We start from the raw sequence: 12,397 nt of genomic DNA, 5'->3' as shown, positions 1-12,397 counted from the left end.
GAACGGACGACGGCCGGCCCGGCCCCCGAGGGCTCCACTCGAAGGGGGCAACAGCCCCGGCACACACCGGTCTTCGGGCCCGACCGCGGAGGTCTCACCATGTCCACGCTCCCCACCACCCGCCTCGCCGCCGTGCCACCGCTCGCCGGCCTCCGACCGCGCCGCCACGGCCTGCCGCCCGACGGCGGTGAACGGACCGTCGACGCCGTCGAGGCCGAGGCCCGGGGCCTGCGCTGCGCGCACCTCCTCGGGCTCCACGCGGACATGCTCTGCTTCGGCGGCGATCCCACCGTGTTCGCCTGCACCCTGCGCCACACCGACGGCAGCGTCGCCGGCCGCGGGCTGGGCGCCGGAAGCACGGAAACCGCGCGGGCCGGTGCGCTGCTGGAGGCGCTGGAGCGCCACACCGCCGGACGACGGAGACTGGGCCGGCGCGCCGACGTGTCGACCGGCGGCGTCGCGCACGGCCCGGACGTCGCAGCGGTCGGCGGCACCGGAATGGGCTGCACCGACACGGAGGCGCTCCTGCACGCCGTGAACGAGGCCGTGGAACGGATGGCGGTGGCCCGTTTCCTGGCCGATGCCGTCCCGTACGGCCCGTACGCGGGTCTCGCGCCGGTGCCGGTGCTGGACCTGTCGACGCTCCCTCCCGGCCTGGCCGACGTCGTGCACCGGACGGGGAACCGGATCGGTGCCGCGGTGGGCATCGTCCCGATCGACGCCCCGGTACCCGTCTTCCTGGCGTACGCCAGGACCGCCCCGGGTCGGTTGCCGCGCCTCGGGATCGGCACCTCCCTGTCGCCGGCGTTCGCCGTGCGCCGGGCCTGCCGGGAACTGCTGGAGGACACGGTGCCGGTGGGCACGGCCTGGGGGCGCCATCCGACGGTCGTCTCGGCCGACGCCGCGCACATGACCACCGTGCGCGCCGGCGCCCTTCCGCCCTGGTCGGCCGTCCTGCCCGGCGGCGGGCGGGCCGGATCGGGCCGGGCCGGTTCGAAGGGCGAGCGGTGGGAATCGGTGCCCTTCGTCCCCGCCGGCGCACCCGGCTCCCCGGCCGCACACCTGCGGCGCATCGTGGACCTGCTCGCCGAGCAGGGCATGTCGCTGCGCGTCGCGACGCTCACCGACCTTCCCGCCGGGCTGGAACTCGCCCACACCCTGCTCGTCGCACCGCGCACCCCCGGCCGGCCGGGGGCGCGGCGCACTCAGCCGCCCCCGGTCGCGGCGGTACCGGCCTCCCGCCGCGTGCGCGCCGGTCGGAAGGCGGCCGGGTGAGGTCCCCCCCCCCGCGTGTACCCCCCGCCTGTGCTTCTGCCCCCCACGGTTTTCCGCGGGGGGCAGAAGCACAGGCGGGGCCGTTGCTCCGTCAGCCGCCCGCCGGGGAGGCGGAGCCCAGGCGGCGGACCTCCGCGGTGACCACGTCCACGATCTGCTCCGCCTGCGCGTCGGTGAGGACCAGCGGCGGAGTCAGCTTGATCATGCCCGCGGCGTGCGGGATCAGCACACCGGCCTCGGCGGCCCGGCCGGGGATGGCCCGCGCCCGTTCCACCACGGCGGGATCGCCGCCGAAGTCCACGGCGATCATCAGGCCGCAGCCGCGCACCTCCCGCACCCAGGGCAACTGCTCCAGGGGCCGCAGGGCTTCGAGCATCCGGGAGCCCGTCTCGGCGGCTCGCCCGGCGAGCCCCTCGCGTTCGATGACGTCCAGGTTGGCCAGGGCGACGGCCGCGCCGGTGGCGTGCCCGCTCGCGGTGAAGCCGTGCCGCAGGGGGAACCCGTCCAGCATGTCGAGGACCCCGCGCCCGACCAGTACGGCGCCCATCGGCAGGTATCCGCTGGTCAGGGCCTTCGCGGTCACGACGATGTCGGGCTGGATCCCGAACCGGGGTGAGGCGAACCAGTCACCGGTCCGGCCGTACCCGGTGGCCACCTCGTCGGCGATCAGCAGGATGCCGTGCGCGTCCAGCACCCGACGGACCTCCGCCCAATAGCCGGGCGGCGGGACGACGCAGCCCGCGACCCCCATGACGGGTTCGCCGATGAACGCGCTGATCAGCCCGGGTCCCACCCGTTCGATCGCCCGTTCCAGCTCGCAGATCAGCATCGGGACCGCGTCCGGGCCCAGTGCGCGGGGGTCCGGCCGGGTCAGCCGTACGGTGTGCCGTGACGGCGGGCCGAGCCCCTGGTGCAGGTCCGCCCGGACGGTGACGGCCAGCGCCCCCGCCGTGGCGCCGTGGTAGGAGCCCTCCAGGGCCAGGACGAACGGCCGCTGCTGACCGCTGTGGTGGAAGTGCGCGAGCCGCGCGAGCTTCAGCGCCGTTTCGACGCCCTCGCTGCCCGAGCCGGTGTAACTGATCCGGCTGCCGGCCGCGGGGGACAGGGCCGCCAGCCGGCGGGCCAGCAGCAGCGCCGGTTCGTTGACCGGACCCGCGTGCAGCGGGTACGCGGACAGCTCGCGCATCTGGGCCGCGGCCGCCTCGGCCAACTCCTCCCGACCGTAGCCGACGGCGCACTGCCCGAGGCCCGCGAGCGTGTCGATCAGCGCCCGCCCCGCGCTGTCCCACAGCACCGCGCCCTTGCCCCGCACCAGGCACAGCCGGGCGGCGGGGGAGCTGCCGACGATCGCGTTGGGCAGGAGGACCGGGTACCCGGTGTCGTGGACCGGGGCCGGGGCGGTCACGACCCGCCTCCGACGGGGGAGCGGTGGGTCGGAGGTCCGCCGCGGTGGGTCGGAGCTCGGGGAGTACGGTCCGGCAGCATGGGTGCCTCCTGGCGTGGCGTGGTGCGGAACGCCTTCACCGTAGGCACCCGCCCCACGGGCCCAGGTCATGCGTTCGAGGGATCCGACGGACGACGTGAACCGGCGGACGACCCGAACCGGGGCCGGTCCGCACCGCCGAGCCGCCCGCGCCCGGGGCCCGGAACCGTCCGCTCAGGCGGATCCGGCGGGACCCGGGATGTGGACCTCCGCCCCGAGCCCCCACGGGTCCGCGACGACGACCAGTCCCGCCGCCGCCAGGGTGCCCAACGTCTCGGCGCCCGCGTCCCGGGAGACGTCCGCAGCCTCGATGACCTCCTCACCGGTCCTGCTGCCGTCACACAACCGCATCAGCAGGGCCGTGCCCGCCCCCACGCGGTACGTCAGGACCGGCGCGTCCCACGTGCGGTGCAGCAACACCACCGTGCGGCCGGCGGGGACCTCCGCCGGCGCCCCCGCAGCGGTCACGTCGTGGTCGAACACCTCGACGCGCACCGTGGCCGGAGCCATCGGGTACCCCCGGAGAACCCGCTCCGGAGCCCGTTGCAGGGCGGCCGCCTCCCGCAGGGCGATCTCGTCCCAGCGCCGTGCGGCGGAAGCCGCCACCCGGTCCTGCAGGAGTTCGTACTGGCAGAGCTCCAGCCGGGCGAAGTCCAACAGGTCGGCCGGGAACCGTCCGACCGCGGAGGCGAGGAACAGGCGGCCCTCCCGGGCCGCGTCCAACGGATGGTCGCCGTCCGCCGTCCGTACCGTGCCGGACAGGTAGGCCTCCAGGGCGGCCTCGTGGTGCCGCTCCGCCTCCCGGACCGTCTGCGGCAGCGCCACCCCCAGCACGACGCGCGCCTTCGCGCTCACCTCGCGCGCCATCGCCTCGTACGCCGCCTGCGGTACGCCCGCGAGGATCCCGACCTCCTGCTGGGACAGGCCGTACCGGGCGGCCAGCCGGTCCGGGTGCCGCCGCAACTCCGGGCACAGTCGGCCGGGGGCGGCCAGCAGCGCCGCGAACGCGGCCTGCACGCTCATACCGCCGCCCCCGCCCGCGTCCCCGGCGTGCCGGAGCGTAGTTCCGCGCCCGTGTGGGGGCGTACCCGCGGCCGGGGCCCGGACGCGGGTACGCGTGCTGGTCCCAAACGCGGGCCCTCGACCGGACCGCGACCGGCGGGTCCCCGTCGAACGGGGCCGACCGTCCGGCCGGCGCCGGACGCGGCGCCCCCGAAACCGTGGGGGAACAGGAGGTGTTCGGTCATGGCTGCCGCCTTTCGGGGAATTCGGCGTGGGACGCCGCCGTACGCGCTGCCCTACGGGCCCGTACGGCCCGGGCCCGCGGCCACGGACCAGCTCAGCACGCCGCCGTCCGGCCCGGTGTCCTGCGAACGGTCGACCCGACGGACCCCCGGGGGACGCCGCCGCGGCCGTACGCGCGCGGGGTCGCTCCCCGGTCGGGACCTGGGAACCGGGGAGCGCGCGAGGTGTCGTCCCGCGACGGACCGTCCGGAGGACAAACGCCCCCGGGGCGCCTCCCTAGCGTGGATTCCGGCGTCCCACCGGACGCCGGCCCTCCTCCGAAGGAGCCCGCGATGAACGCCTCCGCCCACACCCCCAGCCGGTCGCCCGCACCGACCGCCGCGCTCCCCCTCACCCTCGAACTGCGCCCCGGCCGCCGCTCCCACGGCGGCGACAAGCGGCTCTGCTACAGCCCCAGCTGCGGCTGCGCCGCCAAGAACAGCGCCGAGGGCCCGCGTCGCACGGCCTGAACCAGGAAGCCCGCCGGGCCGCTCCGCATCGTGCGCGGAGCGGCCCGGGCACGGCGCGTCCCCCACCGAAGGGCAGTACCCCGTGAGCCAGAACCTCCTGCACCGCATCCTCGACTACGAGAACCGTGCCGACCCGTACCCGCTCTACGAGCGGCTGCGCCCCACCCCCGTCTACCAGGAGGCCGACGGCCCGTACGTGATCAGTTCCTTCCGGGACATCCAGGCCCTGCTCCACGACCCCCGGATCAGCTCGGAATCCCGCAACCTCGCCACCACGGCCACCGACCCGCTGGCCGAGGCCGAGGGCGGATCCGCGAACGCCCCAGAGGACCCGGCGGGAGCCGGATCCGGTCAACTCCCGCCCAGCTTCCTGCGGCTGGATCCGCCCGAGCACGACCGGCTGCGCCGCGCCACCATGCGGCAGTTCGGTCCGCCGCACACACCGCACCGGGTGCACGACATGCGCCCCGAGTTGGAGGCCTCGGTCGACGACCTCATCGACCGGATCGACGCGCAGGGGGACCCGGGGCACATCGACGTGGTGAGCCAGTTCGCGTACCCGTTCCCCGTGACCGTGATCTGCCGTCTGCTGGGTGTCCCCCGCGAGGACGAGGCGCGCTTCCACACCTGGGCGGACACCATCGCCGCGAGTCTGGACCCCGATCCGGACGACCCCGACCCCGCGCGGCGTCAGCACGCCTCCCGTGACGCGCGGCTCGCGCTCGGCGGTTACCTCGCCGAGCTCATCGACGAACGACGCCACAAGCCCGGCGACGACATGCTCTCGCGACTCGCCGCCGCCACCGGCCCCGACGGCCCCCTGAGCACCATCGAACTCCTCACCACCGCCGCCCTGTTGCTCATCGCCGGACACGAGACGACGGTCAACCTCATCGCCAACGGGACGCTCACCCTGCTCCGCCACCCGGAGGCCCTCGACCGGCTGCGCGAGAACCCCGGATACGCGGCGCCCCTGGTCGAGGAACTGCTGCGCTACGAGCCGCCGGTCCAGCTGCTCCCGCAGCGCACCCCGCTCACCGACATCGAGGTCCGCGGCACCACCATCCCCCGCGGCGCGTCGATCTGGCTCGTCCTCGCCGCGGGAAACCGCGACCCGGAGCGCTTCGACCGGCCTGAGCGCTTCGATCCCGACCGCGCGGACCTGACCCACCTGGGCCTGGGCAGCGGGATCCACAGCTGCTTCGGCGCCCCCCTGGCCCGACTGGAGGCGCAGATCGCGCTGACCCGTCTCGCCACGCGCCTGGAGAGCCCCCGCCTGCTCGCCGATCCGCCGCCCTACCGCCGCAACGCCGTACTGCGGGGCCCGCGCCGGCTCGACATCGCCTGCGACGGCGTCCGCCCCCGCCCCTGACACCGCCGGCCGGTCGTGGGACCGGCCGGTCCCTTCCGCCCGGGCCGTCCGATCGACGAGGGGTTCATCCTGCCCGAGGTCCTCCTGGGGGAACCCGTCGGGCCGGGTCCCTTCCTATGGTCGAAGGAGTCCGCAGGAGAGCAGGCCCGACCCACGCGCAGGGCCACCGGATCCGCGGACGGCGTCGCCCGCCACCGGCGGAAACCGCCCGCACCCCGCCGACCGGGATGCGCGCAGCCGTCACCACCGGCGCGGACGCCACGACCCCACCCCGCCCAGGAGCGTCCGTGCCATGTGCACCTTCCGCAGCACCCTCCGCAGCCTGATCACCGCCCTCGCCGGACCCTCCCGGGACCTGCGCACCGCCGCCGCGGGCAAGGGCGCACTCGCCTTCCGCGACTTCCGGCTGTTCCTCCTCTCCCAGTCCGTGGCCGGTACCGGCACCTGGGTGCAGCGCACCGCGCAGGACTGGCTGGTGCTGCAGCTCACCGGAAGCGTCGCCGCGGTCGGACTGGTCGTGACCGTGCAGTGCCTGCCGGCCCTGCTGTGCGGCCTGTGGGGCGGCTCGGTCGCCGACCGATACCGTCGGCGCCCCCTGATGCTCATGTGCAACGCGTTCAGCGCGACGCTGGCGCTCGCCATGACCGTGCTGGTACTGACCGGAACCGCCCGGATGTGGTCGGTCTGCGTCCTGGCCGGGCTGCTCGGCCTGGTATCGGCCCTGGAGGGCCCCACGCGTCAGGCCTTCATCCCCCAGCTCGTCGCCCAGGACGCCCGCCGGAGCGCCACGGGCCTGTCCGCGGCCGGTTTCCAGCTCGCCCGGATCGTCGGCCCCGCCCTCGCCGGACTCGTCATCGCCTGCCTGGGCATCGGCTGGACGTTCCTGTTCTGCGCGGGCCTGACGGTCCTGTGCGCGGCCACCCTGCTCGCCGTCCGGTCCTCCGGGAGCCGCGGGGGCGCCCCGGCCGGCGGTCGCTCCCTGCCCGCGTCGGCGCGTCGCGACGCCACGGCGTCGCCCGCGCGCGACGGGGCCGTCGCCGCGGTCGGGAGCCGGGCGCCGGGAGGCATCCGTGAGGTGGCCGCCCACCCGAAGCTGCGTTGCATCCTCATGCTGAGCGGACTCATGGGTCTGGTGGGGCTGAACTTCGCCGTCCTGCTCCCGGCGCTGGCAACCACCGGCTTCGGCGCCGCACCGCAGTCCTTCGGCCTGCTGAGCACGATGTTGGCGGTCGGCGCCCTCGGCGGCGCCCTGCTCGCCTCACGGCTGCGCGCCTGTCCGATCAGGGTCCTGGCGGTGAGCGCCCTGGCGCTGGCGGCCCTCCAGACGGCCGCCGGATTCGCCCCGTCCCTGCAGGCGTTCGGCATCGTCCTGGTGCCCCTGGGAGCGGCTGCCCTGTGCTTCACCACGACGGCGAGCACGGCCCTCCAGCTGGGCGCCGGCCCCGCCCTCCAGGGCCGGGCGGCCGGGCTGGGCATGCTGTTCACCCTCGGGTCGGCGGCCATCGGCGCCCCCCTGACCGGCGTCCTCGCGCAGGCGCTGGGCCCGCGGACGGCGTTCTGGCTGGCCGGCGCGGGCTGCGCCGGGCTCGCGGTCACGGCCTTCGTCGCCGCCGCCCGTCACCGCGCGACGCCCCTGTTCCCGGCCGCGACCACGCCGGTCCCGGTGTCGGCGTTCACGCGTTCCGCCCGCCGGCCCGCATGGTCCCACCGAGCCGTCGCCGAGGCCTGACCCGCCGCACGCAGCTGAAGCGACGTCCCACCCGCCCACCGCGCCGTTCCTCCCGTCCGACCGGGGGAACGGTGCGGCCGTCCCCCTTCGGGTCCTGACGGTCAGGGCCCGGCAGGCCCCGGAAGGGCCGGTCCGGCGTGCTCAGGGGGCCGGAGGATGGGTGGCCAGCCAGTGCCGTGCGATCTGCTCGCGCGTGGCGACCCATGCCCCGCCGCGCCGCGCGACGTGCTGGAGGAAGCCGTCGAGCGCCCGGATGCGACCGGGCCTGCCGATGATCCGACAGTGCATGCCGACGCTCATCATGCGCGGGCGGTCGGCGCCCTCCGCGTGCAGCGCGTCGAAGGTGTCGATGAGGTAGGCGAGCATGTCGTCGGCGGTGGTGAAGCCGTGGACGATCAGGAACTTGAAGTCGTTCGCGTCGAGGCTGTACGGCACCACGAGCTGCTCGCGCCCGGCCGCCTCCACGTAGAAGGGCAGGTCGTCCGAGTAGTCGTCGGAGTCGTAGAGGAACCCGCCCTCCTCGACGACGAGCCGCCGCGTGTGCGGGCTCGTCCGGCCGGTGTACCAGCCGACGGGCCGGCGGCCCACGAGCCGCTCGATCGTCGCGACCGAGTGTGCGATGTCGGCGCGCTCGACGGCCTCAGGCACATGGCGGTAGTCGATCCAGCGCCGGCCGTGGCTCGCGACCTCCCAGCCGGCGGCGGCCATCGCCCGCGCGGCGTCCGGGTTGCGTTCCAGCGCCTGCGCCACGGCGTGGACGGTGAGCGGCACGCCGTGCGCGACGAGCGTGCGGTGGACGCGCCAGAATCCGGCGCGGGAGCCGTAGGCGAACAGCGACTCGACGTTCAGATCGCGCCCGCCGACGACGGGCGGCGAGCCCACGAGTTCGTGGAGGAAGCCCTCGGAGGTGGGATCGCCCTCCAGGACGTTCCGCTCTCCGCCCTCCTCGTAGTTGAGGACCAGGCTGACGGCGACGCGGGCGCCACCGGGCCAGGCCGCGTGCGGCGGCTCGGCGCCGTAGCCGACGAGGTCGCGGGGATGCTCGGACACGGGCGGCAACTTACCGTCGCCCCCGAGCCGGCGGGAGGGGCCACGCCGCTGCCCGGGGCGTACCGGTCGTCGTGGCTCCCGGCCCACGGGGCGGCCTCAGGCCCGCGGGGCGGCCTCAGGCCCGCGCGGAGGGGCCGGCGAGTGCGGCGAGCTCGGCGTTCGCCCTGGCGGTGACATGGGCGAGCGCGCGGGCGGCGATCTCGCGTTCGGCCGCCGGGAGGTCGCCGTACAGTCGCTCGGTCAGTCCGGCGACGGCGTCGGTGAAGCCCCGGTGGAGGCCTTCGCCCCGGTCCGTGAGGGCCGGTCGGACGCCGGTGAGCAGCCCGCAGGTGACGAGTTCGTCGAGCAGGGCGTGCGCCCGCGACGCGTCGACCTTGAGCGTCGAGGTCACGTGCTCGACGACAGCCGCCCGGTCGAGCCCGTCGGCGACGGCCTTGAGCGCCACGGACTGGTGGAAGGTCAGGCCGCGGGAGGCGAGCAGTTCGTCCCGCACGGCGGCTATCGCGTGGTAGGTGATGCCGATGATCCGGCCGTTGAGGAGGGGAGCGGTGGTCGTGCCGGGTCCGGTGGTCATGACGGCGATCTCCTTGTGAGCGGGGCGTGGCGGAGCTCGATCCTCAACCGGAGAGGTCTCCGGTTGGTTCGACGCAACTCTAAGCGGAGAACCCTCCGTTTTTCAAGGGTTAACCGGAGAGCTCTCCGCTCCGTCCGTTACGCTCCTCCACATGACCGCCCCCACCGAACGCGCCGACGCCGCCCGCAACCGCCTGCGCATCCTCGACGCCACCCGGCACCTGCTCGCGACGGACGGCTCCGCCGACCTGTCCCTCGACGCCGTGGCCAAGGAGGCCGGCGTCGGGGTCGGTACCGTCTACCGGCGCTTCCACAACCGGGCGGGGCTGGTCTACGCGCTCATCGAGGACAACGAGACCGGCTTCCAGGAGGCGTTCGCGCGGTACTGCGGGGGCGACGCCGCCCCGTCGGCCGCCGACCGCCTGCGCGCCTTCCTGCACGGCCTGGTCGAACTCGTCGACGCGAACCGGGAGCTGCTGCTGCTGGCCGAGGCGAGCGCGCCGGCGGGCCGCTACCGCAGCGCCCCGTTCCGTCGCCACCACGAGCAGATCGCGGGCATGGTCGGGGAACTCGCTCCCGCGGTGGACGCCGCCTACCTGGCCGACCTGCTCCTCATGGCCTACACGCCCGGCCTCTTCGACTTCCAGCGCACCGAGCGCGGCTGGGAGGCGGACCGCGTCAAGCGCGGCCTCGACGTGCTGATCGCGGGCATCGGCGCCGTCGGAGGTGCCGACCAGGGTCCCGACCTCGACCGGTGAGGTCGCCGCCGGGCCGCCGCGCGCCGTCCTCCCGGCCGGCCCGGGAGGACGGGTGGTCCGCCGTCCCGGGCCGTTGACCGGGCCGGATCAGCAGCCGATGGTGCCCCTGCGCAGGGCGTGACCACCCGTGTTGCTGTCGTCGGACCAGTAGACGGGCTTGGTTCCGGCGACGCATTCGGCGGCCGGGGCGATGGCGAAGCCCTCGTTGTTGAGGTTCGGCATGCCGGTGGGACGGTCGTGGACGGCGACGGTGGCGAAGGCGCCGGAGGCGTCGACCCGCAGGGCGCTGTGTCGGCCGGAGCAGGTGTCGTCGCAGACGGCCCACAGGCGCGAGGCCTGCGGCTCCCACTGCAGTTCCATCACCCCGGACATGCCGCTGTTGAGGGCCGCGACACGGGTGTGGCCCCCCGACTCGGCGAGGACGTAGCCGTAGATCATGCCGGTGCCCTCGACGCCGACGAAGAACACGCCGCCGGTGTGGGCGCCGTAGCGGGCGGGATCGTACGCCGCCCCGGTCGAGGCGTCCTTGAAGCCGGCGCCGGTCAGCTGGTCGTCCGGGACCCAGGTGACCGCTTCGAGGTCGAGGTTGGACCCGACGGGCGGCAGGTCGGACGTCAGGTTCCACTCCCGGGTGGCGGTCAGGGTGCCGGTCGAACCGCTCACGTCGTAGCGCAGGACGGACAGTCGGCTGGTGCCGGAGGAGTCGCCGTTGCGCTCGGAGGCGACGTACACCCCGCCGGCGGCTCCCGCGCCGGTGACGGTGACGCCCTCGGCGTCCGGCGTCCCGGAGCCGCCGGGGAACCGCAGGGACTTGCCGGAGGACCAGCCGCCGGTGGTGTCGGGGGTCCAGCCGCCGGACCCGTTCGGGACCAGGCGCCACAGCTTCCCGGAGTTCTGGGCGCCCCACATCACGGCGCCGTCCTGCTGGAGTCCGCTCAGGTCCTGACCGAACACGCCGGAGGCGTCGGCCGTCGCCACCGAGGAACCGCCGGGCCAGGCCACCGGGGTGGGGCCGCCGCCGGTGCCGCAGGAGTTGGCGGCGCCGAGGGTGAGGGAGGCGGCCTTGAACGCTCCGGTGCCGTCGGGGCAGCGCGACCACGACGGGTCCGAGTGCTTGCTCCAGGTGAAGCCGTCGACGAGCGTGCTGCCGTCCGGCAGGTACAGCCGCGCCTTGTCGGACGAGCCGAGACCGAAGGAGGAGTGGACGTCGAAGGAACGGAACGCCCCGGGGGCCAGGGTGGTACCGGAGGCGATCTTGTACTTCGAGCTGTTGCCGTCGTCCTTGAGGATCCAGCCCGAGACGTCGACAGCGGCGGCGCCCTTGTTGTACAGCTCGATCGAGTCGTCGACGTCGCCCGTCGTCACCACCTCGTTGATGCGGATGTCGTCGGCGGGCGCGGCCTGGGCGGGGGCGGCCGTCAGGGTGGCGGCCAGCGCCGGGGCGACGGCGAGCCAGAGGGCGAGGGTGCGGCGCCGGCGGGGTGCGCGCGATGCGGTCACGGTGTACTTCCCGGGGATCGTGGAGCTCGTTCGTGAGCTCAGGACCGCCCGAGGTTCGCGGCCCGGACCGAACAACCGCCCCACGCGACATGGGCGGACCGTGAACGGCGACGGAACGCGTCGTGCGGCGGCGCCACCCGGCCCACCCGTCCACGGCCACTCCCGGCCCGTCCCCGCGGGGAAACCCCGGAGACGGGGGTGGTGGGGGCGGATAGGTTGCCCCTTCATGATCGATCGAAGGGGTGGCGATGAGTCAATTGTTCCTGCTGGGCGACGACTGCCTGTGGAACCCGTCCAACGGGGCCGCCCGCCTGTTCCAACGGCACGTCGCCCTGTTCGAGGCGGAGCTCGATCTGCCTTCCGGCATCGGTGAGTTGGCGAACGACGAAAGCGAGATCACCCCGGAACTCCTGGAGGTCTTCGTCAACGCCCTGCTGGCGCGGCACCGCAGGACGGGCCACGCCATCGCGCTCGCCCTCTCGGAGGGATTCACCGCGACCGTGCTGGTCCTCGCGGAGCGTGCCGGGATACGGGTGAACTGGGCGCTCCTCGCCGCCGGGTGCGAGCCCCCGTTCCAGGACGTCCAGGTTTCCGCCGGTACGGGATTGTCCGTCCCGGTGTACGGCGTGGCCTGGGCGGACGGCCTGCGGGCGAGGGCGCGGGAACTCGGAGGGCGCATGCCCCGCTGACGCCCGCCGAGTCGACCCGCGCCGTGCGCCCGAACGTGCGCCCGCGCGCCTCCGCACGCCCCCGCGGGAGGGATGGTCGCCGGGCGCGACCCCCCTGACGATGAACTGCCGTCGCGGGGCGGGCCGGCCGGACCCGCCGGGTGGGTGGCCCGGGCCCGCGGGGCCCCCCCCCCCCGCAAACCCCCGCGCCCCCGCGGCGACAAAAGGGCCCCCC

11 protein-coding genes are annotated in these 12,397 nt (G+C 75.1%); 6 read left to right on the top strand and 5 right to left on the bottom strand.

The genetic code is table 11. The annotated features are described in order from the left end of the window. Nucleotides 1–99: 99 nt before the first annotated feature. Nucleotides 100–1,275 carry a YcaO-like family protein gene (locus tag ACFVS6_RS32165; RefSeq protein ID WP_389709415.1) on the top strand — a complete coding sequence of 392 codons (1,176 nt, stop codon included), beginning with the start codon at nucleotides 100–102 and terminating at the stop codon, nucleotides 1,273–1,275. Nucleotides 1,276–1,366: 91 nt separating this feature from the next. Here the strand turns inward: ACFVS6_RS32165 and ACFVS6_RS32160 are convergent, their stop codons facing one another. Both ACFVS6_RS32160 and ACFVS6_RS32155 read right to left on the bottom strand, forming a co-directional pair. Beyond that, a complete protein-coding gene (locus tag ACFVS6_RS32160; protein WP_389709413.1) occupies nucleotides 1,367–2,680 on the bottom strand; it encodes an aspartate aminotransferase family protein in 1,314 nt (437 codons plus the stop codon). A 252-nt stretch (nucleotides 2,681–2,932) separates the two neighbouring features. After that, nucleotides 2,933–3,781: a hypothetical protein gene (locus tag ACFVS6_RS32155; protein ID WP_389709412.1), complete on the bottom strand. Its 849-nt coding sequence runs from the start codon at nucleotides 3,779–3,781 to the stop codon at nucleotides 2,933–2,935. Between the two features lie 554 nt (nucleotides 3,782–4,335). Between ACFVS6_RS32155 and ACFVS6_RS32150 the strand changes: the two genes are divergently transcribed. The 3 genes from ACFVS6_RS32150 to ACFVS6_RS32140 all read left to right on the top strand — a co-directional run bounded on the left by ACFVS6_RS32150 (nucleotide 4,336) and on the right by ACFVS6_RS32140 (nucleotide 7,613). Next, complete coding sequence (locus ACFVS6_RS32150; RefSeq protein WP_389709410.1) at nucleotides 4,336–4,512, top strand: hypothetical protein; 177 nt, start codon at nucleotides 4,336–4,338, stop codon at nucleotides 4,510–4,512. Nucleotides 4,513–4,594: 82 nt separating this feature from the next. Further along, entirely contained in the window at nucleotides 4,595–5,884 is a 1,290-nt protein-coding gene (locus tag ACFVS6_RS32145; RefSeq protein WP_389709408.1) for a cytochrome P450, read from the top strand. A 292-nt stretch (nucleotides 5,885–6,176) separates the two neighbouring features. Beyond that, nucleotides 6,177–7,613, top strand: a complete 1,437-nt coding sequence (locus tag ACFVS6_RS32140) for an MFS transporter (protein ID WP_389709406.1) — start codon at nucleotides 6,177–6,179, stop codon at nucleotides 7,611–7,613. A gap of 141 nt (nucleotides 7,614–7,754) precedes the next feature. On the opposite strand, the gene puuE is transcribed toward ACFVS6_RS32140, so the two are convergent. Beyond that, entirely contained in the window at nucleotides 7,755–8,663 is a 909-nt protein-coding gene (gene puuE / locus ACFVS6_RS32135; RefSeq protein WP_389709404.1) for an allantoinase PuuE, read from the bottom strand. A gap of 115 nt (nucleotides 8,664–8,778) precedes the next feature. Continuing rightward, on the bottom strand, nucleotides 8,779–9,237 hold the full coding sequence (locus ACFVS6_RS32130; RefSeq protein WP_389709402.1) for a hypothetical protein: 459 nt from the start codon (nucleotides 9,235–9,237) through the stop codon (nucleotides 8,779–8,781). 151 nt (nucleotides 9,238–9,388) lie between these two features. On the opposite strand from ACFVS6_RS32130, the gene ACFVS6_RS32125 reads away from it, so the two are divergent. Continuing rightward, on the top strand, nucleotides 9,389–9,994 hold the full coding sequence (locus tag ACFVS6_RS32125; RefSeq protein ID WP_389709400.1) for a TetR/AcrR family transcriptional regulator: 606 nt from the start codon (nucleotides 9,389–9,391) through the stop codon (nucleotides 9,992–9,994). A gap of 87 nt (nucleotides 9,995–10,081) precedes the next feature. Here ACFVS6_RS32125 and ACFVS6_RS32120 read toward each other — a convergent pair whose 3' ends face one another. Further along, nucleotides 10,082–11,494 (bottom strand): lamin tail domain-containing protein, encoded by a 1,413-nt coding sequence (locus tag ACFVS6_RS32120; RefSeq protein ID WP_389709398.1) that lies wholly within the window; start codon nucleotides 11,492–11,494, stop codon nucleotides 10,082–10,084. A gap of 248 nt (nucleotides 11,495–11,742) precedes the next feature. Between ACFVS6_RS32120 and ACFVS6_RS32115 the strand changes: the two genes are divergently transcribed. Continuing rightward, nucleotides 11,743–12,183, top strand: a complete 441-nt coding sequence (locus tag ACFVS6_RS32115) for a DUF6086 family protein (RefSeq protein ID WP_389709396.1) — start codon at nucleotides 11,743–11,745, stop codon at nucleotides 12,181–12,183. Nucleotides 12,184–12,397 lie beyond the last annotated feature (214 nt).

Origin of the sequence: Streptomyces sp. NPDC057939 (genome assembly GCF_042887545.1) — a bacterium.
Taxonomy (GTDB): Bacteria; Actinomycetota; Actinomycetes; order Streptomycetales; family Streptomycetaceae; genus Streptomyces.
The sequence above is the reverse complement of the archived record's forward strand: the minus strand, read 5'-3'. Positions and strand labels throughout refer to the sequence as shown.